Consider the following 15,653-nt stretch of genomic DNA (forward strand, 5'->3'; position numbering starts at 1 on the left):
TGTGTATGGAAAGCCGAAGAGTCTAGTGATGATGGCGAAGAGGTCACACCCGTTCCCATACCGAACACGGAAGTTAAGCTCTTCAGCGCCGATGGTAGTTGGGGGTCTCCCCCTGTGAGAGTAGGACGTCGCTGGGCAATTGAAAAGTCGTCACCGAGCAATCGGTGGTGGCTTTTTTTGTTGTACTAAAAAAAGCCGAAGGCAAAGAATAGTAGATAAACTTGGAAGATAGTCTTATAAACGTAGTACAGAAGAAAAACTGTGTGATCTCAGAGAATGTGAACCTTTATTGTGAGAAATGGTCGCTTTCATTATCTAGTTGATTGCTTTTAGATTCTCCTTAGTCGCTTATACAACTCATTTGGTTGCTCTAATAGGCTAACTAGCCTCCCATATTTAAATATGAACTTAACATATCTAATTTCAAATCGACACTCAGGTACTCAAATAATTTCAAGTTTTTAAAAGTATCTTACTTCCTTTTACTGGATAAACTTATACTGAAGAATCGGCATGATTGTAGAGATTATCTATGTTTTCTTAGAATGATATGGAATAAAGTAACAATATCTAATTTTAAAAGAAAAATCGGAATTATTGTTTTATTCTAGGAATCTTGACAGTGTGCTTGGGCGCTGATAACCTTACAATAATATTCATTTAACAGAGGAGGAAATTAGAGAAATGTGGGATACTAAATTTCAAAAAGAAGGTCTAACGTTTGATGATGTACTACTAGTTCCAGCACAGTCGGAAGTATTGCCAAAAGATGTGAATTTATCTGTTCAATTAACATCAAAGATTAAGTTGAATATACCTATAATTAGCGCAGGTATGGATACTGTCACAGAAGCTAAAATGGCTATTGCAATGGCTCGACAAGGTGGATTAGGAATAATTCATAAAAATATGTCCATAGAAGAACAAGCGGAACAAGTGGAAACAGTTAAACGTTCTGAAAATGGTGTTATAACAGATCCATTCTTCTTAACTCCAACCCATCAAGTTTATGATGCAGAACATTTAATGGGGAAATATAGAATATCCGGTGTTCCGATTGTAAATAATGAAGAAGAACAAAAACTTGTTGGAATCATTACAAACCGTGATTTGCGTTTTATTCAAGATTATTCTTTAATCATTGATGAAGTTATGACAAAAGAGCAATTAGTAACTGCACCTGTTGGGACAACTCTTGAAGATGCAGAGAAAATTTTACAACAATATAAAATTGAAAAATTACCTATAGTAGATGAAAATGGAATTCTTAAAGGTTTAATTACTATAAAAGATATTGAAAAAGTAATTGAATTCCCGAATGCTGCAAAAGATCAACATGGTCGCTTATTAGTAGGCGCGGCTGTTGGGGTTACAAAAGATACAATGATGCGTGTAGAAAAGCTTGTGAAAGCACATGTAGATATTATCGTAATTGATACTGCTCATGGTCATTCTCAAGGTGTAATGGATACGGTTAAGAGTATTCGTGAAGCATACCCAGATTTAGATATTGTGGCTGGAAATGTAGCTACGGGCGAAGCTACACGTGCTCTATTTGAAGCAGGAGCAGATGTAGTAAAAGTGGGGATTGGACCTGGTTCTATTTGTACTACTCGTGTCGTTGCAGGTGTTGGGGTTCCTCAGATTACTGCAGTATATGATTGTGCGACTGAAGCTAGAAAAGTAGGAAAGACTATTATTGCAGATGGTGGTATTAAATTCTCTGGAGATATTATTAAAGCACTTGCAGCAGGTGGACATGTTGTTATGCTAGGAAGTTTACTAGCTGGTACAACTGAAAGCCCAGGTGAAACAGAAATTTTCCAAGGTAGACGTTTTAAAGTGTACCGAGGAATGGGTTCAATTGGTGCAATGGAAAAAGGTTCAAAAGACCGTTACTTCCAAGAGGATGCAAAGAAATTAGTACCAGAAGGAATTGAAGGTCGTCTTCCTTACAAAGGACCGTTATCTGATACTGTACATCAATTACTTGGTGGAGTGAGAGCAGGCATGGGTTACTGTGGAACGAAAGACTTACAAGACTTACGTGAAAATGCTCAATTTATTCGCATGACTGGTGCAGGATTACGTGAAAGCCATCCGCATGATGTTCAAATAACGAAAGAAGCACCTAACTATTCTATTTCATAAGTAATGTATGAAAGAAACTTTAGCACCCATTTATCGTCTTTATCTAGGCAGAATGGGTGCTTTTTATATGTAAAGTGCTATTAAGCAAAAAAATGTGTTAAAATGAGCATTGAAAAAACTTTTAGTGGAGGTACAGTAGTGAAGAAAGTTTGGATGACATCAATGATAAAATGGCTAATACTTCCTATGTTTTTAGTATCAGTTATATGTGGAGCACCGGTCGAAACAAAAGCAGAGGATAGTTTGAATTTATATGTCGATGCTGCAATTTTAATTGATGCAGATACAGGAAAAATTTTATATGAGAAAAATTCAGAGTCACCATTAGGTATTGCTAGTATGACTAAAATGATGACAGAGTATTTGTTATTCGAAGCAATTGAAGAAGGAAAGATTTCTTGGGATCAACAATATTCAGTCACAGATTATACATACAAAATCTCTCAGGATCGCCGTTTAAGTAACGTACCTCTTCGTCAAGATGGTAGCTATTCTATTCAAGAACTTTATGAAGCGATGGCTATTTATTCTGCCAATGCAGCTACTATTGCAATAGCAGAGACAATCGCTGGGACAGAAGAGAACTTTGTGAAGCTGATGAATGAAAAAGCAGAAGAAATGGGCTTAGAAGGATATAAGTTTGTCAATTCAACAGGATTGAATAATGAGGATTTACAAGGGATGCACCCAGCAAGCACAGGTGCTTCTGATGAAAATGTTATGCCCGCTAAATCAGTTGCTATTCTTGCGTACAATTTAATGAAAGATTATCCTGAAGTATTAGAAACAACTAAAATCCCTAAAAAAACATTTCGTGAAGGCACTTCTGATGCAATTGAAATGAGTAACTGGAACTGGATGTTACCAGGATTAGTGTATGAATACGAAGGTGTAGATGGATTAAAAACTGGAACAACCGATTTTGCAGGTCATTCCTTTACTGGAACTGCTCAAAAAAATGGAATGCGTGTGATTGCAGTTGTTATGAAAGCTGTAGATGCGAATGGAGCAGGTACATATAAAGCTCGATTTGATGCAACAAGAGCATTGTTTGACTATGGATTTGCACAATTTTCTAAAGTAGAAATAGTTCCTGCAGGATACAAAATTCCTAAAAATAAAACATTACCTGTTATAAAAGGTAAAGAAGATTCCGTTGCAATTGCTGTAAAAGATCCAATTTCTATGGTTATTAAAACAAGTGAAAAAGACATGTACAAGCCTGTTTTTACACCTGATAAGAAAAACTTAGAGGCAGACGTTAAAGAAGGTACAGTCGTAGGTAAAGTTCATTTGGAGAAAACGGAAGGCTCTGATTACGGTTATATCACAGATAAAGCAGCTGAAGTAGATGTAGTTACTACAGAATCAGTAGAACGTGCTAGCTGGATTAGTTTAATGTTCCAAGGAATCGGTAAATTCTTCGGTAATTTATGGAATAGTACAACTGATTTTGTTGGCGGATTATTTTAATATCAAAACACCGTGCGCTTAATTGCGTTCACGGTGTTTTTTTATATCCCAAGCATTCATTAAAGCATTTATGGAGGAGGGAATTTCCAGGACATCAATTCCTCCAAAGCCTAAAACAATTTTGGGATCTGTAGCAACATCTGTATCCTCCGTTGCATACTCACGAAGGCCATATACACGTATACCCGAATTCTTTGCAAGTAAAACTAGTTCCTCTTCTTTTTTAGATGTATGAATAGTTAATAATATATGCATGCCTGCCTGCTCGCCTGAAATCGTAACAGTAGGATTATATTTAGCAATTGTTTTCGTTACCATTTCTAGTTTTCGTTTATAGATTTTTCTCATTTTATTTAAATGCTTGGCAAAATGACCTGACTCCATGAATTTTGCTAATACATGCTGATCAATTCGAGGTACGGTTGCTGCATAATAAGAGAATTTTTGCTTATATTGCATGATCAGTGCTTCTGGTAATACGGCATATGCAATTCGCAGCGATGGCATTAAGGATTTGGAAAACGTACTTAAATAAATGACACGCTGATTTTGATCAAGTCCCTGTAAAGAAGGAATAGGTCTACCTGTGTATCTAAACTCACTGTCATAGTCATCTTCAATAATATATCTATTCTCTTGTTGATAAGCCCAGGATAAAAGCTGGCTCCTACGCGTAGCAGAAAGTACAGCACCTGTTGGAAACTGGTGTGAAGGAGTTACATACATGACGGTAGCTCTAGTTTTTTCAAGTTCCGACACTATTACTCCGTCCAAATCAACAGAAATAGGCAATGATTTTTTTCTATCATCTAAAAATAAATGATGGGTGAGTGGATAACCCGGATTTTCAATACCATAAACAGCTTCTTTGCCTAGTAAACGGATAATTAACGGCATTATTTGCTCTGTTCCGGAACCAAGAATAATTTGTTCAGGTTTACATTTAACGCCACGTGATTGGTATAAATAAGAGGAAATATGTTGCCGTAAAACATAATCTCCTTGGGGATGCCCAAGTTGAAGAAAATCTTTATTTGCCTCGTTAATGGTTTCCTTCGTAAATTTCCTCCACGTAGTAAATGGAAAAGAATCTGTATCAATTTTACCTGGTGAAAAATCTATCATCACATGGTCGGTGTCGCTTATTTCTCGTGTCATCAATGGTAAATCTTGTTCAATCAAAGCTAATTCTTCTAAGCTTTGAACAAAAAATCCCTTTCTAGCTTCTGAACTAATAAAACCCTCTGCTACAAGTTGACTATACGCAAATTCAATTGTAGTTTGACTAACAGCCAAATATTCTGCAAGTTTTCTTTTGGAAGGAAGTTTTTCTCCTTCTTCTATTTTTCCCTCAATTATTGCATCTTTAATTTCATTGTAAAGTTGTTCGTATAAAGGAGTTTGGGCTTCTTTTTCTAGTTGAAACATTAGATAGTCCATTTTTCATCACCAATCTGACCACTCTGTATTTCTGATTTCTGGTACTTTTCAAATGGTCATCTTTTATTATACTAAACTTCATAAAGAATATGGAGGGAAAAATTTATGACTACAAATTTAACTGGTACAGAGAGAGTAAAACGTGGAATGGCAGAAATGCAAAAAGGTGGCGTTATTATGGACGTTATCAATGCTGAGCAAGCAAAAATTGCAGAAGCTGCTGGTGCAGTAGCAGTAATGGCATTAGAACGTGTACCATCTGATATTCGCGCAGCAGGTGGTGTTGCTCGTATGGCAGATCCACGCATAATGGAAGAAGTAATGGGAGCAGTAACAATTCCAGTTATGGCGAAAGCACGTATTGGTCATATTACAGAAGCAAGAATTTTAGAAGCAATGGGTGTTGACTACATCGACGAGTCTGAAGTTTTAACTCCTGCAGATGAAGAGTATCACTTACGTAAAAGCGAATTCACAGTACCATTCGTTTGCGGATGTAAGGATTTAGGGGAAGCAGCTCGTCGTATCGGAGAAGGAGCTTCTATGCTTCGTACAAAAGGGGAACCTGGAACAGGGAATATTGTAGAAGCTGTTCGTCATTTACGTAAAGTAAATGCGCATGTACGTAAAATCGCTCATATGAACGAGGATGAATTAATGACAGAAGCAAAAATTTTAGGAGCACCATATGATGTTTTATTGCAAATCAAACATAATGGTAAATTACCGGTTGTAAATTTTGCAGCTGGTGGAGTAGCCACACCAGCGGATGCAGCATTAATGATGGAGCTTGGAGCAGATGGTGTATTTGTTGGATCAGGAATCTTCAAATCAGAAAACCCTGAGAAATTTGCAAAAGCAATCGTAGAAGCAACAACACATTACCAAGACTACAAATTACTCGTAGAAATATCAAAAGACCTAGGAATTCCGATGAAGGGAATTGAAATTTCTCGTTTATCTGCCCAAGATCGTATGCAAGATAGAGGGTGGTAACATGGCAAAGATAGGCGTATTAGCTCTTCAAGGAGCAGTAAGTGAACATATTCGTTCCATAGAAGCATGTGGAGCTCAGGCTATCACAGTAAAAAGCAAAAGTGATTTAGCTTTAGTGGATGGATTAATCCTTCCAGGTGGAGAAAGCACAGCGATGCGAAAACTAATTGATCGATTTGAGATGTTGGAGCCTCTCCAACAATTTGCGGCTGCAGGAAAGCCGATGTTTGGAACTTGTGCAGGATTAATACTATTAGCAAAAAAACTTGTTGGTTATGATTTTTCACATATTAGTGTTCTGGATGCAAAAGTAGAACGTAATTCTTTTGGACGACAAGTGGATAGCTTTGAAACTAGTTTAGTGATTAAAGATGTTGCAGAGGATTTCCCAGCTGTATTTATACGAGCCCCTCATATTGTAGAAGTTGGTAAAGATGTTGAGGTACTTGCTCGCTTTGAAGGAAAAATTGTTATGGCAAGACAAGGTTATTTGCTCGGATGCTCCTTTCACCCTGAACTGACTGCAGATCATCGAATTACAGCGTATTTTACTGAAATGGTCGAGGATTCGCTTGCATTAACAGTAAATATATAGTAAAGTATGAGTAATTTCATGAATGTAAAAACGATGATAGGAAGTAGTAACAAGCACGTTTTTTATAGAGAGTCAGCGGCTGGTGTAAGCTGATATTAACACTTGTGAATCCGTCCTTTGAGTTGCGCGGCTGAAAATTTAAGTAAGTCGTGGCCGGTTGAAAAAGCCGTTATGGAACAAGTGGATTCAGTTTTTTACTGAATCAATCAGGGTGGCAACGCGGGTATGCTCTCGTCCCTTTTATTTGGGATGAGGGCTTTTTTGCGTTTTTTAACCTTATTTGCTGCATATATAAGCACTTAATGAATAAGGTTAAAGCTTCCCAAATGAGAATTTGATTAAAATAGAGGAGGAAACTCATATGTTAGATGTAAAATTTGTACGTGACCATTATGAAGAAGTGAAAATTAAGCTTGCTAAGCGTGGAGAAGAGATATCCGAATTTGATCAGTTTCTACCATTAGATCAAAAACGTAGAGAATTAATTGCAAAAACAGAAGTGTTAAAAGCAGAAAGAAATGAGTTTTCTCAAAAAATCTCTGAGATGAAACGAAATAAAGAAAATGCGGATGATCTAATTGCACGTATGCGCGAAGTTGGCGATGAAATTAAAGTACTAGATGATGAGTTAAGAGATGTGGAAGAAAAATTTGAATATATGATGATGCGAGTTCCAAATATTCCTCATGAAAGTGTACCAATCGGTGACTCAGAAGATGATAATGTGGAAATCCGTAAATGGGGAGAAGTTCCTTCATTCGATTTTGAAACAAAAGCCCATTGGGATATTGCAACAGATTTAAAAATAGTAGATTTTGAGCGTGCTGCGAAAGTGACAGGAAGCCGATTTGCTTTCTACCGAGGATTGGGTGCAAGACTTGAACGTGCATTGATAAACTTTATGATGGATTTACATGCTGAAGAGCATGGATATGAAGAAATGTTACCTCCATACTTGGCAAATCGCACAAGTTTAACAGGTACAGGTCAGCTTCCGAAGTTTGAAGAAGATGCGTTTTTAATAGGAGAAGAAGATTATTTCTTAATTCCAACGGCAGAAGTGCCAGTAACCAATTTCTATCGTGATGAGATTTTAGATGGAGCAGAACTTCCACAAGCATTCACTGCTTTTAGTGCTTGCTTCCGTTCTGAGGCGGGATCTGCAGGTCGTGATACTCGTGGTTTAATACGCCAACATCAGTTTAATAAAGTAGAACTTGTTCGTTTTGTTAAGCCGGAAGAATCATATGAGCAATTAGAGCTTTTAACAGGGCATGCAGAAAAAGTGTTACAACTTTTAGGACTCCCATATCGAGTGCTTCATATGTGTACTGCGGATTTAGGATTTACTGCAGCGAAAAAATATGATTTAGAAGTTTGGTTACCGAGCTACGGGGAGTATAAAGAAATTTCTTCTTGTAGTAATTTTGAGGATTTTCAAGCTCGTCGTGCAGGCATTCGTTTTAGAAGAGAAGCGGGTGGAAAACCAGAGTATGTACACACATTGAACGGTAGTGGACTTGCACTTGGACGTACAGTAGCAGCAATTTTAGAAAACTATCAGCAAGCTGATGGTACTGTAGTAGTTCCGGAAGTTTTACGTCCATATATGGGTGGAAAATCTGTAATTAAATAATAGTTGAACTCAATAATGTTGGAGTAACCAGAAACGCAATTATAAGCCGCGTTTCTGGTTCTTTTTTTGTTCTCGTAAATTGCGAAAAAAATGAGTAAGCATGGCCCCACATTCTTCTGCTAAAACACCTTCTGTCACTTCACACATATGATTAAACCTATTGTCTTTTAAAAGATGATAGAGAGAATCTACACAACCGGCTTTTGCATCTCTAGCTCCATAGACAACACGTGGAATACGGGATTGTAAAATAGCTCCTGCACACATAGGGCAAGGCTCCAGTGTGACGTATAAAGTTGTTTCTTCTAATCTCCAACTGCCTATTTTTTTACACGCCTCTTGAATCGCTAGTAGCTCTGCATGTGTAGTTGCATTTTGGGTAGTTTCTCTTAAGTTAAAAGCCTGGGCAATCACTTCTTCTTTATATACAATGACAGCCCCAATTGGTACTTCACCGATTTCTGCTGCTTTTTTAGCCTCTGCTACTGCTAAATTCATATAGTGTTCATCCAATTAGAATCAACCCCTTTTGCATAGTGTAGCATGTTTTATTTACATATTGCATATTCTATTCTGAAGGAGTGATCGATTGATTTATGTAGTGAAAAAAGGGGATAGTTTATACTCTATTGCAAAGCAGTTCGGTACAAATACTTCAACGCTTGCCTCTATAAACGAGCTGCCAGATCCAGATGTATTGGTCTTAGGTCAAGCGCTAGTTATTCCATCTACACCAAGTCCTGAAAGACCATTCGTTGAATCTAATCTATATGTAGAGTGGTTCACCGAAGTTCCATCCGCTCGTGTAATCGAGCAAGTAGAAAAAGCGGCACCTAATTTAACTTATATGATGCCTTTTGCTTATGAGGTGTTGCGTGATGGATCCTTGACTCCCATGAATTGGGGGACGTTACAGGAAGTAGCGCAAAGAAACCAGGTAGAATCTGCCATTGTGTTAGCGAATATTGAAGATGGAGCGTTTAATGCATCACTAGCCCATACTATTTTTACAGATGAACAAGTCAAACAAAAAGTATTTGAGCAAGCAGTAGCTGAAGCAAACAAAAGAGGAAATAAACATATTCATTTAGATTTCGAATATATCGCTGCGGAAGACAGAGAAAACTATGTGAATTTTATAAAGGATTTAAAGGAGTATGCGGAAGGATTTACAATATCCGCAAGTGTTCCTCCTAAGACGAGTGCTGAGCAAGCTGGGAAATGGTATGAAGGTTTTGACTATAAAGCACTTGGTGAGGTATTAGATTTTATTGTAATTATGACCTATGAATGGGGCTACAGTGGTGGACCACCAATGGCAGTTTCCCCAATTGGTCCAGTTCGTCAAGTGTTAGAATATGCAACGACGGAAATTATTCCCAAGAAGATATTAATGGGACAAAATTTATATGGGTATGATTGGACACTTCCTTATAAACCAGGAAATCCTTTTGCTAGAGCTATTAGCCCTCAGCAGGCTATTCAATTAGCAAAGGAACGAAATGCTGCGATTGAATATGACCAAACTGCACAAGCACCTTTTTTTCATTACTGGAGAGATGGTATAGAGCATGAGGTGTGGTTTGAGGATGCACGTTCCATACAGGCAAAATTTAATCTTTTAAAAGAGTTGGGGCTTTTAGGAATCTCCTATTGGCATAGTGGTTTTGATTTTCCTCAAAATTGGTATTTACTCAATGAAATGTTTCGTGTGAGAAAAAAGTAGAGCAAATTTGCCTTTCTTTTAGAAAGGTGGATTTGCTCTGTTTTTCGTTTTCTAGCTATGATAAAATAAAGGGCACGACTTGAATATTAGAGTGAGGTTAAAGCTATGTCCATTCCATTTATAACGGTAGAAGGTCCTATAGGGGTTGGAAAGACCTCCTTAGCAAAAGCTATTGCTGCCAACTATCAATTTGAATTACTTAAAGAGATTGTGGATGAAAATCCTTTTTTAGATAAGTTTTATGAAAATATTGCGGAGTGGAGCTTCCAAACGGAAATGTTCTTTTTATGCAATCGCTATAAACAATTAAGCGATATCCAGAAGAATTACCTTTCCAAATCTAAAGCAGTAACAGCTGATTACCATATTTTTAAAAATTTAATTTTCGCTAAACGCTCGTTGAATGAAGTAGAATATAAAAAGTATGAAGAAGTATACAAAATATTAATAAATGATATGCCTGTCCCAAATATGGTAATTTATTTGGATGCTAGCCTAGATGTATTAATGGAACGCATTGACTTACGTGGTAGAGATTTTGAGAAAAAGATCAGTCCGGATTATTTGGAGCAGCTTGCATCCGATTATCGTGTATTTATTGATCATTTTGAAAAAAAACATCCAGAAGTACCAGTTCTTCGATTTAACGGAGATGAATTAGATTTTGTTCAAAATGGACAAGACTTGCAAACAATTTTAGATAAAGTAGATGCAACATTACATAGAAGGAGTTTTTAAGTATGAATTTAAGAGAGAAGTATGGTATCCCTTCTAATGCGGTTATAACGATTGCTGGAACAGTTGGAGTAGGGAAATCTACGATGACAAAAGCACTTGCGGATGCTCTTCAATTTAAAACATCCTTTGAAAAGGTAGATTCAAATCCTTATTTGGATCGTTTTTATAATGATTTTTCAAAATGGAGCTTTCACTTACAAATTTACTTTTTAGCAGAGCGTTTTAAAGAGCAAAAGAGAATGTTTGAGTATGGCGGGGGATTTATCCAAGATCGTTCCATTTATGAAGACACTGGAATATTTGCACAAATGCATAAAGAAAAGGGAACGATGGATCCTGTAGATCATGAAACATATACTAGTTTGTTTGAAGCAATGGTTATGACACCATATTTCCCACATCCTAATTTGCTCATTTATTTAGAAGGAACATTAGATAATATTATTGATCGTATTCATGACAGAGGTCGACCAATGGAGCAGCAAACACCAATTGCTTATTGGGAGGAAATGCATGGTCGTTATGAAAAATGGATCGACTCTTTTAATGGCTGCCCTGTACTTCGCTTAAATATTAATGACTATGACATCATAGAAAATCCCGATAGCGTCGAAGCGATTGTTGAGAGAATAGGACATTTCATGGAACAAACAGAAGCACTACGTAAATAAGAGAAACCCTCTTGCGATTTTATTGCAAGAGGGTTTTATGCATAAAAAAAGACAACTAGATAAAGTTGTCTTTTTTAATATTCTGAACACTTAAGTTTTAAGAAAAATTCGTTACTAATGCAACGAATTCAATCTCAAATTTATGCGTGTGTGTATTTAAAATGGAGGAGGAAGAGGGATTCGAACCCCCGCGCGGTTTGACCCGCCTGTCGGTTTTCAAGACCGATCCCTTCAGCCAGACTTGGGTATTCCTCCGAAGTACAAGAACTAATTTATCACGGATAAAAACCAAAGTCAATCATTTTAATAAAAAAATAATTGATTTTTTGAAGAAAATATTGTTACCAAAATTTAGATTATCATTTCGATTGATTTTTGTCGCTAAAAAACGTATACTAATCTATGCCGTGCTAGGTGGGAAGGTAGCGGTGTCTTGTAACTCGCAATCCGCTCTAGCGAGACTGAACTCCTTCTCTGAGGTTGAATACATGTAGGGTCTGGTATTTGCACGTGATGTTGACGTTTGGGTCCTGCGCAATGGGTGCCCATGAACCATGTCAGGTCCGGAAGGAAGCAGCATTAAGTGGTGTTTTCTCATGTGCCGCGGGGTAGCCTAAGCCGAGTTAACGACAAGGGTGCCGCTTATGTGTTTCAAGCGAAGGAAGGTGCACGGCAATTAAATTTAAAATAAAACTACTATTCTCATTTGTCTTTTAGGCAAATGAGTTTTTTTATGAGAAAAAACGCTATGTGTAATAGGCGAAGTCAATGTTTCTTTATGGTATAATAAAATTATTATTTAATTTTACATTAGAAGGAGAGGAATTTGTTGTCGTATCAAGCTTTCTACCGCGCTTATCGGCCTCAGTCGTTTGCGGAAATGTCTGGACAAACACATATCAAACAAACACTTCAAAATGCCCTCCTTTACGATAAAACTACACATGCGTATTTATTTTCGGGTCCTCGTGGAACAGGAAAAACGAGCGCCGCAAAGATATTTGCGAAGGCTCTGAACTGTGAAAACGGTCCAGCTAAAGAACCGTGTAACACTTGTGAAACATGTAAAAGTATAACGGACGGATCCAATACAGATGTGATTGAATTTGATGCAGCTTCCAACTCTCGAGTGGAAGAAATGAGAGATATTATTGAAAAAGTACGTTTTGCTCCTTCTAACGCTCGTTACAAAGTGTATATTATAGATGAAGTTCATATGCTCTCAACTAGCGCTTTTAATGCTTTATTAAAAACTTTAGAAGAACCGCCTGCGCATGTTGTATTTATCTTAGCTACAACGGAGCCACATAAAATCCCGTTAACAATTATTTCTAGATGTCAGCGATTTGATTTTAAACGAATTACTTCCGTGGACATTGTTGCAAGAATGAAAGAAGTATTAATAGATGCTAATATCGAATATGATGAAGACGTATTAAAAATTATTGCTCAAGCAGCGGCCGGCGGAATGCGTGATGCACTTAGTATGCTCGATCAAGTAGTATCTTTTAGCGGAGAGAAAATGACAATAGAAGATGCCCTACTTGTAACAGGGTCTATTGGTCAAGAAGTATTCTTTCAGTTAGCAAATGCTTTAATTGAAAAGGATGTAGCGAAAGCATTAAGTTGCGTGGAACAGTTAGTAGATGATGGAAAAGATCCAGTTCGCTTAACAGAAGATTTTGTAACATTTTATCGTGATTTACTTGTGTTACTTGTTGCGCCAGAACAAACCGAGCTATTAGAAATAGCCTCTGGAGACGAATCATTTCTTGAATTAGCTTCTAAGTTTCCGGTAGATACGTTATATAAAAGCATCTCGATATTAACTAACACACAACAAGAGATGCGATTTTCTAACCATGCGAAGGTATACTTAGAAACAGCTATTATACGATTAGCGCAAGTTCCAAGAGATGTAGCTACATCTGATGGAGATAGCTCTGAGCTCGAACAGAAAATTAAACTGTTAGAAACTCAATTGCAACAATTACAACAACAAATAAGCCAAGGTATCTTGCCACAAGCGAATGCTGTGTCACAAGAACAACCGAAAAGACAACGTCAGAAATCGAACTCAGGAGTTAAAGTATCCAGTGGACGTATACATGAGATATTAAAAACGGCAACAAAGACAGACATTCAAGCTATTAAATCTCAATGGGCCAATATATTGCAGCAACTGCAAAAATCACATGCGGCGCTTTTAAATGATGCTGAACCAGTTGCAGCATCTTCTAATGCTTTTGTGTTAAAATTCAAATATGATATACATTGTCAAATGGCAATGGAGAATAAAACTTTTTCTTCCTCTTTCCCACAACTCATTTCTAGTTTAACTGGCACGATGTATGAAGTGGTATATGTCCCAGAGGACAAATGGTTGATGATAAGAGAAGAATTCATTCAACAAAATGGCTTAAAATCAAATAATAATGAAACAACTGAGGAGACTACCTCACAGCCTAATGTTGCGATGGAACTTTTAAGTGGTATGGAAGAAATATCGGAGGATCCTTTAATTGTGGAGGCCGAGAAATTATTTGGAAAAGAATTTGTAGAAGTACATGATGACTAAGGAGGAATTTTATTATGCGTGGAATGGGTAATATGCAAGGTATGATGAAGCAAATGCAAAAAATGCAAAAGAAAATGGCGGAGGCACAGGAAGAACTGGGTAACCAACGCTTTGAAGCAGTTGCAGGTGGTGGTATGGTAAAGGTTATTGTTTCTGGACATAAAGAAGTGTTAGAAGTAGTACTTGATCCAGCTGTAGTGGATCCAGAAGACGTAGAAATGTTACAAGACTTAATAGTAATAGCAACAAATGAAGCTATTAAAAAAGCAGAAGAAACAGCGAACTCCACGATGGGACAATTCACGAAAGGATTGAACCTCCCTGGTATGTTCTAGGAGGAATTAATATGCATTATCCTGAACCAATATCAAAACTAATAGATAGTTTTATGAAATTGCCAGGAATCGGGCCGAAAACAGCGGCTCGCCTGGCGTTTTTTGTATTAACAATGAAAGAAGATACCGTTTTAGATTTCGCTAAAGCTTTAGTGGATGCTAAAAGGAATTTAAGCTATTGCTCCGTATGCGGGCATATTACAGATATAGACCCTTGTCATATTTGTCAGGATAAACAACGTGATTTATCTATGATTTGTGTAGTTCAAGATACAAAAGATGTAATAGCAATGGAAAAAATGAGAGATTACACCGGTCTATATCATGTTCTCCATGGAGCAATTTCTCCAATGGATGGGATTGGTCCTGAAGATATCAATGTTCCCTCGCTATTAAAAAGATTACAAGATACACAAGTAGAAGAACTTATATTAGCAACAAACCCTACAATTGAGGGAGAAGCGACAGCAATGTATATTTCCCGACTAGTAAAACCTTCTGGTATTAAGACAACAAGAATTGCACACGGATTACCTGTAGGTGGAGATTTAGAGTATGCGGATGAAGTAACTTTATCCAAAGCATTAGAAGGTCGCCGAGAGTTATAAGGGAGTTGTTTATATAAGATGTTTTTTCAAAAAGGAAAATTAAGAAAAGAATTTGATCTACAATTTGTGGATCTTATGAAACAAACAAAAGAAGAATGGCAACAAGCACAATCCTTAGAAGAGTACTTGAATGATTATGATTTAGATGTAGTAGCAAAAAGAAAAATGGCGGAAAGTATCCATTTCTACTTATATAAAGAAGCGAAAATTAGAAATGTTATTTTGAAATGAGCATGATAGTAGTACTAGCTTCATATGCTAAGAGATAGTTATTTTATGGAGGAGAGATGTTTCATGAAAGTAGTTATCATTGTATGTTCGCTAGTACTACTATTGTTACTTATGTTCAGAAAGTCTTTTTCAAACATTATGGAAGGATTATCGATCTTTTTATTCCGTATAGGATTCTCCGTTCTATTATTATTTGGAGTGCATTTACTTTTAGGATTAATCGGATATTCAATCCCTGTTAATCTATTCACAGGAGCTGTGGTAGCAGTATTAGGAATACCTGGTGTAGCCTCTGTCGTAGCCATTTCACTATTAATTTAAATTTATTTTTAAAAAGTGTTGACTTTCTGTTTGGATGAGAGTAATATTGTAGAAGTCGCCAAGAGGTAAACAACACGGCAGACAACATGAACATTGAAAACTGAACATGCAAAACGTTAAGACATATAGTTTGATAGACTAGCTTCGGTTAGTC

The 15,653-nt window shown here is 37.0% G+C and carries 15 protein-coding genes, 1 tRNA gene, 1 rRNA gene, 1 other RNA gene and 1 other annotated feature; of the genes, 15 read left to right on the forward strand and 3 right to left on the reverse strand.

Annotated features, from left to right (window positions below; all coding sequences use genetic code 11):
- The first annotated feature begins 21 nt into the window (after window positions 1–21).
- From rrf to P2Q73_RS19920, 3 genes are all read left to right on the forward strand, one after another.
- Window positions 22–137: ribosomal RNA gene (gene rrf, locus P2Q73_RS19910) — 5S ribosomal RNA — on the forward strand.
- Between the two features lie 547 nt (window positions 138–684).
- Entirely contained in the window at window positions 685–2,151 is a 1,467-nt protein-coding gene (guaB, locus tag P2Q73_RS19915; protein ID WP_053591124.1) for an IMP dehydrogenase, read from the forward strand.
- Between the two features lie 138 nt (window positions 2,152–2,289).
- Entirely contained in the window at window positions 2,290–3,624 is a 1,335-nt protein-coding gene (locus P2Q73_RS19920) for a serine hydrolase (protein WP_056832839.1), read from the forward strand.
- An 18-nt stretch (window positions 3,625–3,642) separates the two neighbouring features.
- Here the strand turns inward: P2Q73_RS19920 and pdxR are convergent, their stop codons facing one another.
- Window positions 3,643–5,064, reverse strand: a complete 1,422-nt coding sequence (gene pdxR, locus P2Q73_RS19925) for a MocR-like pyridoxine biosynthesis transcription factor PdxR (RefSeq protein ID WP_275790414.1) — start codon at window positions 5,062–5,064, stop codon at window positions 3,643–3,645.
- 105 nt (window positions 5,065–5,169) lie between these two features.
- Between pdxR and pdxS the strand changes: the two genes are divergently transcribed.
- The 3 genes from pdxS (at window position 5,170) to serS (ending at window position 8,291) form a co-directional block, all read left to right on the forward strand.
- Window positions 5,170–6,060, forward strand: a complete 891-nt coding sequence (gene pdxS, locus P2Q73_RS19930) for a pyridoxal 5'-phosphate synthase lyase subunit PdxS (protein ID WP_275790417.1) — start codon at window positions 5,170–5,172, stop codon at window positions 6,058–6,060.
- A 1-nt stretch (window position 6,061) separates the two neighbouring features.
- Window positions 6,062–6,655: a pyridoxal 5'-phosphate synthase glutaminase subunit PdxT gene (pdxT, locus tag P2Q73_RS19935; protein WP_056832844.1), complete on the forward strand. Its 594-nt coding sequence runs from the start codon at window positions 6,062–6,064 to the stop codon at window positions 6,653–6,655.
- A gap of 24 nt (window positions 6,656–6,679) precedes the next feature.
- Window positions 6,680–6,897 (forward strand) — a binding site (T-box leader).
- Window positions 6,898–7,016: 119 nt separating this feature from the next.
- The gene (serS, locus tag P2Q73_RS19940; protein WP_275790420.1) at window positions 7,017–8,291 is read left to right on the forward strand and encodes a serine--tRNA ligase; all 1,275 of its coding nucleotides are present in this window, start codon (window positions 7,017–7,019) and stop codon (window positions 8,289–8,291) included.
- Between the two features lie 39 nt (window positions 8,292–8,330).
- Here the strand turns inward: serS and tadA are convergent, their stop codons facing one another.
- A complete protein-coding gene (gene tadA, locus P2Q73_RS19945; protein WP_275790436.1) occupies window positions 8,331–8,789 on the reverse strand; it encodes a tRNA adenosine(34) deaminase TadA in 459 nt (152 codons plus the stop codon).
- Between the two features lie 91 nt (window positions 8,790–8,880).
- Between tadA and P2Q73_RS19950 the strand changes: the two genes are divergently transcribed.
- The 3 genes from P2Q73_RS19950 to P2Q73_RS19960 all read left to right on the forward strand — a co-directional run bounded on the left by P2Q73_RS19950 (window position 8,881) and on the right by P2Q73_RS19960 (window position 11,426).
- The gene (locus P2Q73_RS19950; protein WP_275790423.1) at window positions 8,881–10,017 is read left to right on the forward strand and encodes a glycosyl hydrolase family 18 protein; all 1,137 of its coding nucleotides are present in this window, start codon (window positions 8,881–8,883) and stop codon (window positions 10,015–10,017) included.
- A 105-nt stretch (window positions 10,018–10,122) separates the two neighbouring features.
- Window positions 10,123–10,755, forward strand: a complete 633-nt coding sequence (locus P2Q73_RS19955; protein WP_053591117.1) for a deoxynucleoside kinase — start codon at window positions 10,123–10,125, stop codon at window positions 10,753–10,755.
- 2 nt (window positions 10,756–10,757) lie between these two features.
- Window positions 10,758–11,426, forward strand: coding sequence for a deoxynucleoside kinase (locus P2Q73_RS19960; protein WP_275790426.1), 669 nt, complete (start codon window positions 10,758–10,760; stop codon window positions 11,424–11,426).
- A gap of 162 nt (window positions 11,427–11,588) precedes the next feature.
- On the opposite strand, the gene P2Q73_RS19965 is transcribed toward P2Q73_RS19960, so the two are convergent.
- Window positions 11,589–11,681 (reverse strand) — tRNA-Ser (locus P2Q73_RS19965).
- A 150-nt stretch (window positions 11,682–11,831) separates the two neighbouring features.
- Here P2Q73_RS19965 and ffs point away from each other — a divergent pair.
- From ffs to P2Q73_RS19995, 6 genes are all read left to right on the forward strand, one after another.
- Window positions 11,832–12,099: signal recognition particle sRNA large type (ffs, locus tag P2Q73_RS19970), an RNA gene on the forward strand.
- Window positions 12,100–12,255: 156 nt separating this feature from the next.
- Complete coding sequence (gene dnaX, locus P2Q73_RS19975) at window positions 12,256–14,004, forward strand: DNA polymerase III subunit gamma/tau (protein ID WP_275790429.1); 1,749 nt, start codon at window positions 12,256–12,258, stop codon at window positions 14,002–14,004.
- A gap of 14 nt (window positions 14,005–14,018) precedes the next feature.
- Window positions 14,019–14,339 carry a YbaB/EbfC family nucleoid-associated protein gene (locus P2Q73_RS19980; protein WP_053591114.1) on the forward strand — a complete coding sequence of 107 codons (321 nt, stop codon included), beginning with the start codon at window positions 14,019–14,021 and terminating at the stop codon, window positions 14,337–14,339.
- A gap of 11 nt (window positions 14,340–14,350) precedes the next feature.
- A complete protein-coding gene (gene recR / locus P2Q73_RS19985) occupies window positions 14,351–14,947 on the forward strand; it encodes a recombination mediator RecR (protein ID WP_053591113.1) in 597 nt (198 codons plus the stop codon).
- 18 nt (window positions 14,948–14,965) lie between these two features.
- Window positions 14,966–15,178: a YaaL family protein gene (locus P2Q73_RS19990; protein WP_053591112.1), complete on the forward strand. Its 213-nt coding sequence runs from the start codon at window positions 14,966–14,968 to the stop codon at window positions 15,176–15,178.
- Window positions 15,179–15,241: 63 nt separating this feature from the next.
- Complete coding sequence (locus P2Q73_RS19995) at window positions 15,242–15,499, forward strand: pro-sigmaK processing inhibitor BofA family protein (RefSeq protein ID WP_053591111.1); 258 nt, start codon at window positions 15,242–15,244, stop codon at window positions 15,497–15,499.
- Window positions 15,500–15,653: the final 154 nt, after the last annotated feature.

Origin of the sequence: Bacillus sp. Cr_A10 (assembly GCF_029222665.1) — a bacterium.
Lineage (GTDB): Bacteria > Bacillota > Bacilli > Bacillales_A > Planococcaceae > Psychrobacillus.